18 protein-coding genes are annotated in these 14229 nt (G+C 42.3%); 7 read left to right on the top strand and 11 right to left on the bottom strand.

Annotation, left to right across the window (positions count from 1 at the left end; all coding sequences use genetic code 11):
• On the top strand, positions 1 to 696 hold the full coding sequence (locus DAHG_RS10930) for a hypothetical protein (protein WP_022938393.1): 696 nt from the start codon (positions 1 to 3) through the stop codon (positions 694 to 696).
• A 92-nt stretch (positions 697 to 788) separates the two neighbouring features.
• Here DAHG_RS10930 and DAHG_RS10935 read toward each other — a convergent pair whose 3' ends face one another.
• The 3 genes from DAHG_RS10935 to DAHG_RS10945 form a co-directional block, all read right to left on the bottom strand.
• Positions 789 to 977: a hypothetical protein gene (locus DAHG_RS10935; RefSeq protein ID WP_022938394.1), complete on the bottom strand. Its 189-nt coding sequence runs from the start codon at positions 975 to 977 to the stop codon at positions 789 to 791.
• A gap of 70 nt (positions 978 to 1047) precedes the next feature.
• Positions 1048 to 2172: an Mbeg1-like protein gene (locus DAHG_RS19405; protein ID WP_022938395.1), complete on the bottom strand. Its 1125-nt coding sequence runs from the start codon at positions 2170 to 2172 to the stop codon at positions 1048 to 1050.
• Positions 2159 to 3391 (bottom strand): hypothetical protein, encoded by a 1233-nt coding sequence (locus DAHG_RS10945; RefSeq protein WP_022938396.1) that lies wholly within the window; start codon positions 3389 to 3391, stop codon positions 2159 to 2161. The genes DAHG_RS19405 and DAHG_RS10945 overlap by 14 nt, the downstream gene beginning before the upstream one ends.
• Positions 3392 to 3459: 68 nt before the next feature.
• Here DAHG_RS10945 and DAHG_RS10950 point away from each other — a divergent pair, with 68 nt between their 5' ends.
• The 4 genes from DAHG_RS10950 (at position 3460) to DAHG_RS10965 (ending at position 5645) form a co-directional block, all read left to right on the top strand.
• Positions 3460 to 4347 (top strand): hypothetical protein, encoded by an 888-nt coding sequence (locus DAHG_RS10950; RefSeq protein WP_022938397.1) that lies wholly within the window; start codon positions 3460 to 3462, stop codon positions 4345 to 4347.
• Between the two features lie 57 nt (positions 4348 to 4404).
• Complete coding sequence (locus tag DAHG_RS10955) at positions 4405 to 4875, top strand: divergent PAP2 family protein (protein WP_022938398.1); 471 nt, start codon at positions 4405 to 4407, stop codon at positions 4873 to 4875.
• A 14-nt stretch (positions 4876 to 4889) separates the two neighbouring features.
• Positions 4890 to 5129: a NifU family protein gene (locus DAHG_RS10960; protein WP_022938399.1), complete on the top strand. Its 240-nt coding sequence runs from the start codon at positions 4890 to 4892 to the stop codon at positions 5127 to 5129.
• Between the two features lie 114 nt (positions 5130 to 5243).
• Positions 5244 to 5645, top strand: a complete 402-nt coding sequence (locus tag DAHG_RS10965; protein ID WP_022938400.1) for a DUF3592 domain-containing protein — start codon at positions 5244 to 5246, stop codon at positions 5643 to 5645.
• Positions 5646 to 5711: 66 nt separating this feature from the next.
• Here DAHG_RS10965 and yunB read toward each other — a convergent pair whose 3' ends face one another.
• The 8 genes from yunB to sufC all read right to left on the bottom strand — a co-directional run bounded on the left by yunB (position 5712) and on the right by sufC (position 11965).
• Positions 5712 to 6386, bottom strand: coding sequence for a sporulation protein YunB (gene yunB, locus DAHG_RS10970; RefSeq protein ID WP_022938401.1), 675 nt, complete (start codon positions 6384 to 6386; stop codon positions 5712 to 5714).
• The gene (locus DAHG_RS10975; RefSeq protein ID WP_022938402.1) at positions 6349 to 6651 is read right to left on the bottom strand and encodes a DUF1805 domain-containing protein; all 303 of its coding nucleotides are present in this window, start codon (positions 6649 to 6651) and stop codon (positions 6349 to 6351) included. The genes yunB and DAHG_RS10975 overlap by 38 nt, the downstream gene beginning before the upstream one ends.
• 68 nt (positions 6652 to 6719) lie before the next feature.
• Entirely contained in the window at positions 6720 to 7265 is a 546-nt protein-coding gene (locus DAHG_RS19410; RefSeq protein WP_022938403.1) for a 5-formyltetrahydrofolate cyclo-ligase, read from the bottom strand.
• Positions 7258 to 8658: a Fe-S cluster assembly protein SufB gene (gene sufB, locus DAHG_RS10985; protein WP_022938404.1), complete on the bottom strand. Its 1401-nt coding sequence runs from the start codon at positions 8656 to 8658 to the stop codon at positions 7258 to 7260. The genes DAHG_RS19410 and sufB overlap by 8 nt, the downstream gene beginning before the upstream one ends.
• Positions 8658 to 9101 (bottom strand): Fe-S cluster assembly sulfur transfer protein SufU, encoded by a 444-nt coding sequence (gene sufU / locus DAHG_RS10990; RefSeq protein WP_022938405.1) that lies wholly within the window; start codon positions 9099 to 9101, stop codon positions 8658 to 8660. Before sufU ends, sufB begins: the two co-directional genes overlap by 1 nt.
• Positions 9102 to 9115: 14 nt before the next feature.
• The gene (locus tag DAHG_RS10995) at positions 9116 to 10348 is read right to left on the bottom strand and encodes an aminotransferase class V-fold PLP-dependent enzyme (protein ID WP_022938406.1); all 1233 of its coding nucleotides are present in this window, start codon (positions 10346 to 10348) and stop codon (positions 9116 to 9118) included.
• Complete coding sequence (locus DAHG_RS11000; RefSeq protein ID WP_022938407.1) at positions 10336 to 11133, bottom strand: SufB/SufD family protein; 798 nt, start codon at positions 11131 to 11133, stop codon at positions 10336 to 10338. The genes DAHG_RS10995 and DAHG_RS11000 overlap by 13 nt, the downstream gene beginning before the upstream one ends.
• A gap of 1 nt (position 11134) precedes the next feature.
• A complete protein-coding gene (gene sufC, locus DAHG_RS11005) occupies positions 11135 to 11965 on the bottom strand; it encodes a Fe-S cluster assembly ATPase SufC (protein WP_022938408.1) in 831 nt (276 codons plus the stop codon).
• A gap of 299 nt (positions 11966 to 12264) precedes the next feature.
• Between sufC and DAHG_RS11010 the strand changes: the two genes are divergently transcribed.
• A complete protein-coding gene (locus DAHG_RS11010; protein ID WP_022938409.1) occupies positions 12265 to 13260 on the top strand; it encodes a peptidylprolyl isomerase in 996 nt (331 codons plus the stop codon).
• Between the two features lie 10 nt (positions 13261 to 13270).
• Entirely contained in the window at positions 13271 to 14146 is an 876-nt protein-coding gene (locus tag DAHG_RS11015) for a peptidylprolyl isomerase (RefSeq protein WP_022938410.1), read from the top strand.
• Positions 14147 to 14229: the final 83 nt, after the last annotated feature.

Genomic DNA, 14229 nt, shown 5'->3' on the forward strand with positions numbered 1-14229 from the left:
ATGAAAAAATTACTTTGTATCTTAAGCTTATCCCTGCTTTGCGGCTGCAGTGCGGCCCCACAGCCAACAAATTCCCCTGATGCCGGCAATTCACAGCTTGCGGAGGCTGGCAATGCGGAAATCACCCAGCTGCCAAAGAAAGCAAAACCGGAGAGTACACTGATCAGCGATTCTGAATTAAACGCATTAAACATTGACGATTATCTTTTTATTAAAGATGTGATGTATGTCGATCTGCGTGATCCTCAGCAGCTGCTGAGTGAGGGTACGATTGCCGGTTTCACAAATATTCCGTTTTATGGATTAATCGTCGATCTGACAGACAATGAAAATGTCTTATTTACGATGACTAAGCCCCGTGATGAAAATGGCAAAGTGCTTGCTCAGCTTGGTGATGTAAACAGCTTTGTCGCTAATTATAAAGAATCCGAATCAAATCTGAATTATCTTTTTCCTAAAGATAAACAGATCGTCTTCATGTCAACAGCAGGTGTCGAAGCTACCTATATGATGAATCTTTTGATTCAGCTTGGTTATGATCCTGCCAATCTATACAATGCCGGCTGTTTCTCTAACGGCATCGGTGATCAAGTCGCCTACCGCAATGTCGAACAGGCGCGCTATTACACACCGGGACATGAAGCCTATACGGTCAGTGTCAGCTATGATTGGGGAGAATTAACACCAATTGATTAAATAATATTTAGAAATAACTAAAAAGGGATTGCCTGTTATACTGCCATTTCGCGTATATCAAACGATCCCTTTTTATGTTTAAATGCTGACACCTAATTCATCGATTTGTGTTTTAAACATTCTTTTGCAATATAAGTTTTAACTGCTTCAAGATTTTCTTGATTCAGTTCACGTAAACTCAGAATGAATTCGATTTCTCGATCTGTCAGATCTAATTCTTTATTGTGCTCACGCACTAATTCCATTAATATTTCCTGATTTTTATTCTTTTGATCTGCCATACTCAGTCCTCCCAATTATTGGCTGAGTATATTATATCACAAATATTTGATTATTTTAATAAATATCTCATTATTTGATATTTATTTTTTCAATCAGTTCACCAACCGCTGTTTTCACATCAAAAATCTTCATTGAGAGATTCATCGCTTTGGTATGTAGCTCTTTTTTAAAACGGTCGATCAGCTCATCAAATTCGATAACCTTGAAGCGCTCATAGGATAGGTCATTGAAAATCTGAGTATATTTATCGATGCGCCGGATAAAGAGCGGGTAAATCTGCGGCATCGTATGATTTGTGCGCAGATAGCTCAGACAATCATTAATAAATGCCGCGCGTTTTTCCTTTGACTGCTTCATAAATACATTGTTGATGGCAGCCTCCATCAGTTTCGGCATCCGGCTTTTTTGTTTCGCGGAAACAAAACCATGCTGATCCAGCTTATAAGCATAAACCTGATGAGCATGACAAAGCTGCTGAAGATTGCGGTCATCATAGCATGAAGCGATGATTTCCGGTTCCTTCAGATGCATAAAAAAGGCGGATACGACATCATTTTCATTTTCGATCAGATGCAGCTTAGCCAGATAATCCAAATCATCTGCCCGTTGTTTATACGCCGCCAGCATATCGGGATTGATACCCGGCGCGTTAAATGCATATACACCTTCAATTTGATCAAGCTGCTGCTTTGAACAGAGCAGTGACAGGCTTAAGGCAAGATTGCCGCCCTTGGAGTGACCGAGCAAATAAATACGTTTGCCATGAAAATCCTCCATCTGGAAACGTTTTAATGCCAATAGCTGCTGAGCTGTGACTGAAAGAAAGATATCCAGATTATCCTCCCAATCCTCCCAGCCGCAGCGCTGATATTCCTCATCAAGCATTTCACTGCCGCGGAAGCAGAGGTACACATGATCGTCATCCTCAATTTTCTGCATCACTAAACCGCTTTGCTTATTGTCATTAAAAACATCAGTAATCATCAGTGACTGATAGCGTTCAAAAGCAAACTGCTGAAGAAATTCAAGCGTCTTCAATGTATACAGATCGGTTCGCTGCTGATCCATGTATTTAGGACTGACTAATAATTCATGCGCAAAGTCCGTCACTGACAAGGGTTCCTTAAAATCCAGTACATCAAAATAACTCAATGAAGAAAGTATCAGAGCGTCTATATCATTAAATTCGAACATCGTACTCCTCCCTTTCTGTTTCCTTGTTGTACAGTATCATATGCAGATGTTCCATTGTGCGTTCACAGGTACTTAAATCCGCAAGCTCAATCGTAATCATCAAGGTTTCCTTTTCACAGATCAGCTGGGCCTGAATCAAAATGGTATGCTGTTCATCATTTAACTGAACACGCATGCCGCGGCAGCGGATTGTCTCATCTTCCCATTCAAACACATCATCGGCATCACTGCGGCTGACAAAGCCTTCCGCGAATTCCTTTAGCTTATGATCGGCGGTATAGCCGGTAATCCGCATCGTTGAAAGCCATTCCTGATTTTGATCACAGCGGGTTAAGATCATCGTATTATGATCAAAGCTGCACGTACAGCGGCCATCCTCAAGAATCAGCCAGCTGCCATAAGGGTAAAGCACTTCCTCTAAACGATAGCCTACCTCATCAAGTCCCATATCCGCTGCTGTTTTGATTTTCTCAGGGCGGTTAAGCAGGCCGCAGAGGTGACGGTACTGCTTCATCGGAAGCGGCAGCTTTTGATCCAACGCGTGGGCCTTTTCAATAGCCTCTAAGATATGCTCAGCAACCGATGCCTTAGCTTCACTGCCAATCTCAAAGGTACAGTCATTCCACATACTGTTTAACGCGGAGTTGCGGTAAAAGAACGCATTTTTCTCTAAATCATTCCAGATAAAGAAAGCCTTGGCGGCATCATCCAATGTCTGGTGAGTAAATTCACGGACATTGAGATAGCCCATCGGTGTTATGACGCAGCCGCTTTTGGCTAACGGCAGATAACTCTTATTATCCCACGCATAGGTTGCTTCCTCTTGTTCATCCATCTGCTTCATATTCGTCAATAAAAGATGCAGATAGCTATAAAAATAATGATCACGCAGACGTTCAAAATCATGATCCTCAAGGTATTCACATTCATCATCAATCAACAGGGCCGTGGCACAGCTATTGACTAATTGATCAAAGAATTCACAGACATAAGCGTGATATCCGGCACCGGCCACACTTGTTGTTGTTTTTAATATGACATAATCCATACGGTATTCAATCTCAATGATTCCCTCAGGACAGACGATGATTTCACCATGCTCCTGATCCTGTTCCAAAAAGAGATGTTCACGCTCACACAAGGTCTTGATGCTTTCCATCACCCTTAATTTATCTTCAGGACTTCTTAAAATCCCTTCACAGCTTACAGTAATTGCCATTTTATCAGCTCCTTTAAACTTCTCTACTATTTTATATTAACAATGAATAAAATACTAGTGGTGATCCCATGAACAAATTTTTTCACATATTCCTGCTGCTGATCTGCGCCTTAATTCTAGCTAACGGGGCGGCGATTATTGATGCCAGCGCGCTGGCTGTCACCCTCTGGTTTGAAAAGCTGCTGCCCAGTATGTTTGTCGGCATGGTTTTTGTGCGTTTTATCGTAGCAATCGGTATACTGCCTTGGCTGATGAAACCCATAAGCGTTGGCACCCGCTGGCTTTTAGGACTTGACGGCGGTGCTTTTTCTTTAGTCTTAGTCTCTGTATTGCTGGGCTTTCCTGCCTCATCAATGATGATTGATGAAGCCGTCGGCAAGGGTGAACTGACCATTGATCAGGGCCAGCGGCTGATTAATTGCTGCTGCTGTGCCTCATGTTCCTTTATCATTGTTACTGTCGGCACTCTTCTCTACCAATCTTTAGCTATTGGGATAAGGCTATGGCTGATTCAGATTCTAACCATCCTTACCCTGTTATTTTTCACCCGTAAAACACCCTGTGAATTCATGGCATCAAATGTTCAGCCTAAATGCTTCAGCTATTTTGCGCAGGCCGTTTCCGCTTCCATCAATACGATGCTGATCATCGCCGGTTATCTGATGATTACCCTCTCGCTTTGCGCGATTCTTTCACCCTTTTTGCCATCTTCACTCTCCCAGCTGCTTTCCATCATCGCTGAATTTTCCAGCGGCTGTGTAAGGCTTGCGCAAAGCGGCATCCCATCCTTTCAAAAGCTGCTGTTCACCAACATGCTGTTAAGCTTTGGCGGTCTATGCGTCCATCTTCAGATTCTTGGCAGCTGTGAGCATTCTAAACTAAGTATTTATCGTTTTATAAGGATGCGTCTGCTGCAAAGTCTGCTGGCTGTTTTTTTCAGCTTATTCCTTCTCTAAAAGATTAAATTAGCATTCGCTTCAGCTAATTTGTGGTATAATAATACCACTGAGGTGATGAATCTGCTTAAAACGATGTTCCCATTCTGGGCTGCAATCCTAGCTAATGTATTAGCCCAAATATTGAAACCTTTTTTTCATTATTTACGAACTCGGGATTTTAATCCCCATTATACGATTGCCTGCGGCGGCTTCCCGAGCAGTCACACATCAACGGTAACCGCCTTAGTCTGTGCCGTTGGAATTGTTGAGGGCATTCATTCCACCTTGTTTGCTGTCACCATGATTTTCGCCCTGATTGTTATTTATGATGCAGTCAATGTCCGATATTATGCCGGTAAAAATATTCAGCTGACAAAGCAGCTGATTGCGGATCTTGAAGAAACATTTAAACTGAAGCTTGATGATCCGATCTATTTTGAAAAAATGAAACAGGTGCTGGGCCATCGTTATGTCGAAGCACTTGGCGGTCTGCTTTTAGGGATCGCGGTTGCCCTTGTTATGGCAATGCTGAATGGCTTTTTGTAGGAGATGAGAGAAGCATGAAAACTAAAGAAGAAGAAATCATTGACGTTTTAGAAAAAATCCGTCCGTATATCCAGCGTGACGGCGGCGACCTCGAATTTGTAGAGTTTAAAGAGGGTATTGTTTATGTAAGAATGCTAGGTGCCTGCAGTGACTGTCTCGCTTTGGATGACACGATCAAGATGGGTGTAGAAGCCTTGCTGCTTGAAGAAGTAAGCGGTGTAACAGAAGTAAGAATTGTAGAAAATCAGCTTTAACAGCGCAATGCGCTGTTTTTATTTGCAATAAAACGACGCTGCAAGTCAAAAAACATGCTGTTTCAAATTAACGGGTATGCTAAAATATCCTTATAAAAATGAAAGGGGCTATTTATGGATACAGTATTTTCAATACTCGCGGTTTTATTAGGAATATTTTGTTTTTATACAGGGATCAAGGGGCTTATAAAACTGGCTAATGCCAAGAACTATGTCAGCTGTGAAGCGACCGTTACCGACATTGATGTAACAACCAGTGTCAGTAAGGGACGCCGATATACGCATTATTCACCCATTGTTGCTTATCAAGTTCAAAACGAACATTATGAAGAAAAATATGATCAAAGCAGCTCAACCTGCAAATATCAGGTGGGTGATACAATTGATATCGCCTATAATCCTGCAAAACCTGCTGATTTCATAATCGATGGTGACCGCTCAATTATCTGGAATTCGTTATTAATGTTAGCTATGGGCTGTTTGATGTTCTTTGTGGTAATCAAAATCTGGATGTAGTATGATGAACCTTTTAGTAAGGTTCTTTTTTTTATTATACTAAAAAACAGTCATGAAGACTGTTCATTATTGTGTGAGCGCTGGCAGAAACTGCGGTACATTGCCGTTGATCAGCTGGATAATTACCGGTATTTCTTCCTGCATGATAATTTCATCCTGACTGATGCCGGCAAAGACATCGGCCTTCACATTCACGCGGATCATAATCTTAAGCAGTGTATTATTGATGCCATAAGCTTCATTGGTGATTTCATAAACACCGTTTACCCGATTGATCACCTTAACCCGAATCTTTATTTTGGGCCCCATATCTGACAGTCCGACCATTTCGGTAAAATAACCCAGCGGCACCTCATCGACGACGCCATTATCAAAATAAACCTGATTGGTGATTGGATCAACTTCCCCCTTTTGTGCCAGCAGCAGGCTTTCATTGATACTCTCTACCGCCTTATAAAGCAGCTGATTCAGCTTCATGCTGTCATAATTGACACTGATGATTTCTCCCTCATCATTGGTTTTAACCCGAATCAAATCATCAGGATTAAAATCAAGCACCGAGATGCAGTTATGAATCAGTTTATTTAAAGAGGATTGAACCTCCTGCTTCGCCACCGCAATCATCACTGGTTCCAACAAACGGTTGCATTCGTAAAACGTATAAGACAGCAGCAATATCGCAGCAAGTGAAACCGCTAAGAGCTTATATTTCCATTTGATGCATTTTTTTGATTGCTTCACGGCCGCTCATCCCTGTCTTGATGCCCAGACTCTCCGCTTTTTTATTCACTGACAGCACACAGCTGTCTAAAAGATGATTAAAGCTTCTGTCTTCCTTCATGATGCAGACACAGGCCCGGCTGCCCTCCAAATAGCTGCGGCTGAAGATCTGACCGCATAAAAAACCATGTGTATTGCTGATAATATAGACCGGATTGGCCGGCAGATCGATTTCAATGCCAATCACATGAAGATCATCGATCTGATAACGTTTGAGATTAACCATACATCCCCTCCTGGTTCAGTCTATGAGATAGAGTAAAAAAAAGAACCGATAAACGGTTCTAAATGCAATTATTTCACACGCGGATAAATATGCTGCTCTGTAATAATCATGTCTACATCAATGTCATGAGCTTCATTGGTAAACTCAGCTTTTTGACATTCATAGGCCAAGCCCAATTTCATACAGCTGCACTGTTTCAGATATTTATCATAATACCCCTTGCCCTGACCGATCCGCTGACAGGCTTCATTAAAACCGACAAGCGGCATCACCATGCAGGCCATCACGCTAGGCTGACATGGCTGATTGCCGATGGGTTCAAGCAAGCCATAAGTTCCTCGCTTTAAATCATTTAAACAACTGATCGGATAGAAGTCCATCGTATTGCCATGAACACGCGGACAGTAAACTGCCTTACCCTCACTTAAACACCAAGTAATCAAATCTATTGTTGCGACCTCATTGCCAACTCCGACATAAATTCCCAGTGCGTTCACCTCTGCCAGCAGCGGTTTCGTTTTCTCAACAATCCATGCGGAGGCGGATGAAACAAAAGCTGAAGACAGCGAATTCCGCATTGCCTTCAGCTCTTTTCTTGCTTCCTGTTTATCCAACGGAATTACTCATATCCAGCTTCAGCAGCTGATTTAATTCGACCGCATATTCCATCGGCAGTTCACGGGTAAATGGTTCTAAGAAGCCCATGACGATCATTTCAGTCGCCTGTGACTCAGTTAAACCGCGGCTCATCAAATAAAACAGCTGATCTTCACTGATCTTTGACACGGTCGCTTCATGTTCGATCTGTGAAGTCGCATTCTTACTCACATTGGTTGGTACTGTATCACTGGTTGACAGCTTATCAAGAATTAAGGTATCACATTCTACCTTGCTCTTAGCATTCAGCGCTTTCTCACCATGACTTACAATACCGCGGTAATTCACCTTACCACCGTTTCTTGATACTGATTTAGAAATAATATTGCTTGAAGTATTCGGCGCCAGATGAATCATTTTCGCGCCGGCATCCTGCAGCTGATTCGCACCGGCTACCGCAATCGACACTGTCATGCCGCGGGCCCCTTCCTCAGCTAATACGCAGGCTGGGTATTTCATATTCAGGCATGAACCGATATTGCCGTCAATCCATTCCATTGACGCATTTTCATAACAGATTGCCCGCTTAGTTACCAAATTGATAATATTATCCGACCAGTTTTGAACCGTCGAATAACGGCATCGCGCATTTTTATGTACGAAGATTTCAACAACTGCCGCATGCAGGGAATCCTTAGAATAATTCGGTGCCGTACAGCCCTCTACATAATGCACATCTGCTCCTTCATCAACAATAATCAGCGTTCGTTCAAACTGTCCCATCCGCTCAGAATTGATACGGAAATAAGACTGAAGCGGTTTTTCAAGCTTTACGCCCTTAGGAACATAGATAAAGCTGCCGCCGGACCATACACAGCTGTTTAAGGCTGCGAATTTATTATCCGCATAGCTGATCAGCTTGCCGAAATATTTCTTTAATAATTCAGGCTGTTCACGCAAAGCGGTATCCGTGTCATAAAACAGAACGCCTTTTTCTTCAACTTCGGCCAGCATGTTATGATAAACGACCTCAGATTCATACTGCGTGGATACACCTGCCAAAAACTTCTGTTCAGCCTCTGGGATACCGAGACGATCAAAGGTATTTTTAATCGTTTCCGGTACTTCATCCCAAGAGCTTTCTTGTTTTTCACTAGCTTTAATGTAATAAGTATAATCATCAAAATCAATCCCGCTAAGATCTGGTCCCCATGACGGCAGCGGCATTTTCACAAACTGATCATATGCCTTTAAACGATAATCAAGCATCCATTCAGGTTCATTCTTTTTCCTTGAAATGGCTTCAACAACCTCACGGGAAAGTCCCTTACCAGTATTGTAGACACTTACATCCTCATCATGAAAGCCATACTTGTAATCCTCAACCTGAGGAATATTTTCTTCACTCATCACTTAGCCTCGCTTTCATGGATCATTTCTTCAATCGCCTTCCAGCCGATCGTCGCGCATTTAATGCGGTTCGCCTGTTTGCCGACTGTATGCAAAGCCACTGCTTCCTGAAGCAGCTCTTCATCATACGCTTTTTGATCAATCATATTGTGATAATTTTCAATAATAACCTTTGCTTCTTCAATTGTCTTGCCGCTTAAAAGCTCACTCATCATTGATGTAGAAGCTGTGGCAATCGTACACGCGACACCGTCAAAACGGATATCTTCAATGATTCCGTTATTAATTTTAGATTCCACAACAATGTCATCGATGCATGAATCAGAAGCCATGTGGCGCTTCATATAAGCCGGATCATTACTCAGCTTATGATTGCGCGGATATTCATAATGGTCCATCAGAATCTGTCTGAGCACCATTGGATCATTCATATAGTCAGACATAAACACCCTTCTTTCTAAAAGAAAACATTCAGGCAGTTTTCAATGGTCGCACTCCTGCACACTTCAATAAAACGATCCACTTCTTCAATCGTATTATAGAAATAAAAGCTGGCACGGATCGTAGCACCGGTACCTAAACGATGCAGCAAGAGCTTGGCGCAATGCTGGCCTGCCCGTACAGCAATACCCTGTGTATTAAAATAAGTAGCGGAATCCTGAGCAAAGATATCCTTGACATTAAAGGTAATAATACCGCCGTCCGCATGCTTATTATAGAGAATAATATTATCCAGCTTACTTAATTTATCAATCGCATATTCATGAAGCATCTTCTCATAGGCATGAATTTCTTCCATGCCGATCGCGCTCAGATAATCAATGGCCGCATTTAAACCAAGCACCGCTTCAATTGCCGGGGTTCCTGATTCAAATTTATACGGCGCATCCTTTAATAAAATATTACCGCATAAATCAAAACGGGCATTGTTGCCGCCGCCCAGCATAAACGGATCGGTCATCTGAAGCAGATCAAATTTACCATACAGCACACCGATACCGGTTGGGCCGCACATCTTATGACCTGAGAAAGCGAGGAAATCACAATCGATTTCTCTGACATCCACCGGCATATGCGGAATACTTTGCGCGGCATCCATAATGACGATAGCACCATGCTCATGAGCAATCTTACAGATTTCCTTCATCGGCACTTCAAAACCGAGCACATTGGTAACCTGGGCAATCGCCACTACCTTGACACCCTCATGCATCGCTTTCTTGAAGTTTTCAACCGTTAAGCGGCCCTCTTCATCTAACTCGATATACTCAATCACGGATTTTGTCTCTTCAGCACACTTCATCCATGGCAGAATATTACTGGCATGTTCAGCTTCACAGCTTAAAATCACATCGCCTTCCTTCATGTACTTGCGTCCCCAGCCATAAGCGACAAGGTTCAGCGAAGCACTGGCGCCGGAAGTAAATACGATTTCACGCGCATCGGCATTAATGAATTTCGCAACAGCTTTACGGCAGTTTTCATATTCCGTATCAACCTGATAGCTCAGTTCATAATCACCGCGGTGACAGTTTACACTCAAATCGGTATAATAATGCGTTACCGCATCAATGACACACTGCGGCTTAAAGGTTGTAGCGGCATTATCGATATATATCAGATCATGTCCCTGCATCTTCTTGCCGTTAAGCATTGGAAAATCTTTTCTTATCGCTTCTACATTAAGCATTCTAATCCCGCCTTTGCATTAATTTTTTCTGTTAATTCATCATGAATGCGCTCAATATCAAGCCCATCGGCAATCGGCAGCAGATAACCAATCATAATCAGTCCCATCGCCTGTGTGCGGGTAAGCCCGCGGGTCTGCAGATAATACAGCTGATTTTCATCAGGCTGACCAATCGTATTCGCATGCGATGCCTGAACATCATTCTCATCAATCAAAAGCTGCGGAGTGACAGAGGATACCTGATGATCTGACAGGGTAAGCACGCGGCTGGTCTGATGGCTTTCACTGCCATACGCGCCTTTTTCAATCTTGCCGACAGCTACCATATGATAATCACCATGCTCCCTGACAACAGCATAATTTTCAATCATACCGCTAGTATGGGGGGCCTGATGAACACAATTAAAGTCAAAATTTTTCTTTGTGCTGGTCATTACCGCGCTTTTCAGCAGCGCGCTGGCACCTTCGCCAATCAGCTTCACATTCAATGCCACATCAGCAGCACCATCACTCATTTCACCCTCGATAAACTCAAATCGGGCATCACGCTCAACATTGGCGCGCACTTGAAGATCAAAGCTCTCACATTCATTCCATATCAAAAGCTTCAGCTGGCCGCCTTCAAGCACATCAATGACTAAATCAGCGCTTGATAAACCTTCAGCCTTCAGATAAAGTGAGGCCTCGGCATGCTTCTCAACCACCAGATGAATCGCTTCATCACCCATCACCATCAGGTCAAGATGCTCACTGCCGACGCGCAGCGGTTCTTTATCCATACTCATACTATGCACCCTTTTTAACTTGTGCTGCACAAGCACCTAATGAAATTTTACCAGTCTTTACTGTTTCACTCTCTTCGCTGACTTTAACACCATATTCTTTTTCGATCCAATCATAACCCTCGGTATCGATTTTCTCTACTAATTCAGGTCCGCCGCTGACCACGATACGGCCATCAACCAAAACATGAGCATGCGTTGGCTTCAGCAGATTATAGAAACGGGCATAATGGGATACGACCATCATTCCCATCCCTGATTCCGCGCGCACATCATTAATCGCATCAGCAACGATCTTCAGCGCATCGACATCAAGACCGCTGTCAATCTCATCAAGCATCGCAAAGCTTGGCTTCAGCATCTTCATCTGTACGATTTCATTGCGCTTCTTTTCACCGCCGGAAAAGCCTTCATTTAAGAAACGGTGAGCAAGATCCGGTTTCATCTGCAGATCCTTGATCGTACCCTCCATTTCACGAATAAAGCTAAACAGCGGAATCGGTTTTTCACGGCGCGCATTCATTGCGGCGCGCAGGAAATCAGAATTTGTAACACCGGCAACCTCCTGCGGGTACTGCATTCCTAAAAACAATCCTGCCCGGCTGCGTTCATCAACACTCATGCTTAAGACATCCTGTCCTTCAAAAGTGATGCTGCCGCCTGTCACTGTAAATTTAGGATTGCCCATCACCGCTGCCAGCAATGTGGACTTACCATTACCATTAGGACCCATCAGCGCGTGAATCTCATTTTTATCTATATTTAGGCTTAAGCCTTTTAAAATTTCCTTGCCGTCGATTTCAACGGTTAAATCTTTAATTTCTAGTTGTGACATAACATTCTTCCTTTCTGTATTATGTTACCATTTTTTAAGCATGCAAACAATTTTAACGATTATTTTTTTACTGTTTATCCTTATATATTATAACGCGCCCCCTGAATCACAAACCATGTACTATTATAACGGACTCATTGCGTTATTTCTATCACAAACTGATAAATTATTCAACTTTCGTGTTTATTAATTGAAGAATAAGTGAAGAATTATGGTAAATTATCTGAACAGACCTGATTAAATTGCTTTTTAAACGCATTTATTCTATAATAAAGCAGATAGTCAATTAGGAGGTTATTATGATTGATAAATTAAAGGAAAACTGGTTTGTTGTCCTTGTCGCTGTGTTATTGTTCACTGCCTGCGGGTATTTCGTCTATGACATGAACAAGGATAAACTGCCAGGGAAAAAGGCCGACGGTAAAGACGTTGTTGCCGAACTGGCCGGCACAAATATTTTCGCCGATGATTTATATGACGATTTATACGGAGCCGTTGATTCTGAATCCTCATTGGGTACTTCAATGCTCTACATGTATTTTGAAAGAGCGGTTGCTGATGAAGCGGTGCCGATGACATCTGAACTTAAATCACAGATTTCAGCTCAGGTATCCGGAGTAAGACAGAATTATCAAGCTTATTACGGCGATCAGTGGGAAACATACCTGCTGCAGGGCTTACAGGCTTCAGGCTATACAAGTATTGATGATCTTGAAGCATACTTCACTCATTACTTAAAGCTTCAGACATTAAAGCATGAAAATTACGATGCTAACCTTGATTCATTATTCTCTAAGATTCATGAAGAAAAGAAATCAAGAACGGTATCACATATCTTAGTTAAGATGACTGATCCGGATAATCCAACTGAAGAAGAACAGAAAAAGATGGATGATATCGATGCGGCTTTAGCGTCTGGTACGGATTTCGCGGAAGTTGCTAAGCAATACTCTGATGACTCTACGGCTTCTGCCGGCGGTGCGCTGGGTTATGTTGACAGTGATACTTCATTTGTTACAGCCTTTAAGGAAGCTGCCTTAAGCCAAGAAAAAGGTACAGTCGGCGACTGGGTTCAGACGGAATATGGAAGACATAAAATTTTAGTAACAGAAACTGATAAAGCTGCGTTAGAAGCTGATGAATCAATTCGTGAATCACTCTATACAGCCATTGATTCTTATTACCCGGAAATGGGTGCGAAGATCGTTTGGGATAAAGCACAGGAATTGAATGTTACTTTCTCTGATCCAAAAATTGAAGAAGCTTTAAAAGCTTATATGAACATTACGGAATAGGAGGCCAGACATGAAAAAATTACTATGCGTATGTGCGGCTGCCCTGCTGTTTACAGTCAGCGGATGCAGTGACGCGACAACAAGTGTGACTGATGGTTCAACGGCTTTAATTACTGTTGGCAATACTAAAATCACTAAAGAAAATGTATATACAGGCCTGAAAACACAGGGAGCTGTTAATTCAATCATCAATATGGTGACACAGATCATCTGCGATAATGAAATTCCTTTAACCGATGAAATCAAAGCTGAAGCTCAGTCAACCATGGACAGCTTCAAAGGCTATGTCGGTGAAGAAAACTGGGATGCCTTCATTAAGGGCAACGGTTATGCTTCAGAAGAAGATTACTTTAATCAGCGTGTGGTATTAGCTGCCCGCGCAGGTCATATCACTGAGAAATATCTTGAAGAAGATTGGTCAAATGTGATTTCTGTTTATAAGCCAAGACAAGTACAAATCTTTACTACTGATGATGAAGAAGTAGCAAATAAAGCATTAGAAGCCATCAAGGGCGGCAAAGAAGTTGCTGAGGTGGTGGAAGAAATGGGCGGTATTACCGAGAATTACAACGGTTCTACACAGACGCTTTCATCAGAAAGCGGCCTGCCTACCAATGTATGGGGCAATATCACTAAGGTTACGGAAAACAACACCGTACTTGATGAGGTTCAGTACAGTCTTGATCTGACTACTTATTATGTAGTTAAGGTAATCGCAACAAATCCTGAAGATTTCAAGGAAACAGCGATTAAGGGACTGGCTTCAAGTACGACACTTCAAAATGAGGGCTTTGCTTATTATCTTAAGAAGTATAATTTCAATATTTATGATATTGATATCTACAACGCATTTAAAACTCAAGCTCCTCAGTATTTAGTACAATAAGTTCATGCAGATAAGGCAACTTATCTGCTTTTTATATGCCTGAATAATAAAGTTTCATCAACGCTTGACATTCCTATGGCTTC

The organism is Dielma fastidiosa, assembly GCF_000313565.1.
Classification (GTDB): domain Bacteria; phylum Bacillota_I; class Bacilli_A; order Erysipelotrichales; family Erysipelotrichaceae; genus Dielma; species Dielma fastidiosa.

Excerpts from the sequence above, each read along its gene's own strand:
- DAHG_RS10930 (WP_022938393.1), top strand. The coding sequence starts at position 1 with ATGAAAAAATTACTTTGTATCTTAAGCTTATCCCTGCTTTGCGGCTGC.
- DAHG_RS10935 (WP_022938394.1), bottom strand. The coding sequence starts at position 977 with ATGGCAGATCAAAAGAATAAAAATCAGGAAATATTAATGGAATTAGTG.
- DAHG_RS19405 (WP_022938395.1), bottom strand. The coding sequence starts at position 2,172 with ATGTTCGAATTTAATGATATAGACGCTCTGATACTTTCTTCATTGAGT.
- DAHG_RS10945 (WP_022938396.1), bottom strand. The coding sequence starts at position 3,391 with ATGGCAATTACTGTAAGCTGTGAAGGGATTTTAAGAAGTCCTGAAGAT.
- DAHG_RS10950 (WP_022938397.1), top strand. The coding sequence starts at position 3,460 with ATGAACAAATTTTTTCACATATTCCTGCTGCTGATCTGCGCCTTAATT.
- DAHG_RS10955 (WP_022938398.1), top strand. The coding sequence starts at position 4,405 with ATGAATCTGCTTAAAACGATGTTCCCATTCTGGGCTGCAATCCTAGCT.
- DAHG_RS10960 (WP_022938399.1), top strand. The coding sequence starts at position 4,890 with ATGAAAACTAAAGAAGAAGAAATCATTGACGTTTTAGAAAAAATCCGT.
- DAHG_RS10965 (WP_022938400.1), top strand. The coding sequence starts at position 5,244 with ATGGATACAGTATTTTCAATACTCGCGGTTTTATTAGGAATATTTTGT.
- DAHG_RS10975 (WP_022938402.1), bottom strand. The coding sequence starts at position 6,651 with ATGGTTAATCTCAAACGTTATCAGATCGATGATCTTCATGTGATTGGC.
- sufB (WP_022938404.1), bottom strand. The coding sequence starts at position 8,658 with ATGAGTGAAGAAAATATTCCTCAGGTTGAGGATTACAAGTATGGCTTT.
- sufU (WP_022938405.1), bottom strand. The coding sequence starts at position 9,101 with ATGTCTGACTATATGAATGATCCAATGGTGCTCAGACAGATTCTGATG.
- DAHG_RS10995 (WP_022938406.1), bottom strand. The coding sequence starts at position 10,348 with ATGCTTAATGTAGAAGCGATAAGAAAAGATTTTCCAATGCTTAACGGC.
- DAHG_RS11000 (WP_022938407.1), bottom strand. The coding sequence starts at position 11,133 with ATGAGTATGGATAAAGAACCGCTGCGCGTCGGCAGTGAGCATCTTGAC.
- sufC (WP_022938408.1), bottom strand. The coding sequence starts at position 11,965 with ATGTCACAACTAGAAATTAAAGATTTAACCGTTGAAATCGACGGCAAG.
- DAHG_RS11010 (WP_022938409.1), top strand. The coding sequence starts at position 12,265 with ATGATTGATAAATTAAAGGAAAACTGGTTTGTTGTCCTTGTCGCTGTG.
- DAHG_RS11015 (WP_022938410.1), top strand. The coding sequence starts at position 13,271 with ATGAAAAAATTACTATGCGTATGTGCGGCTGCCCTGCTGTTTACAGTC.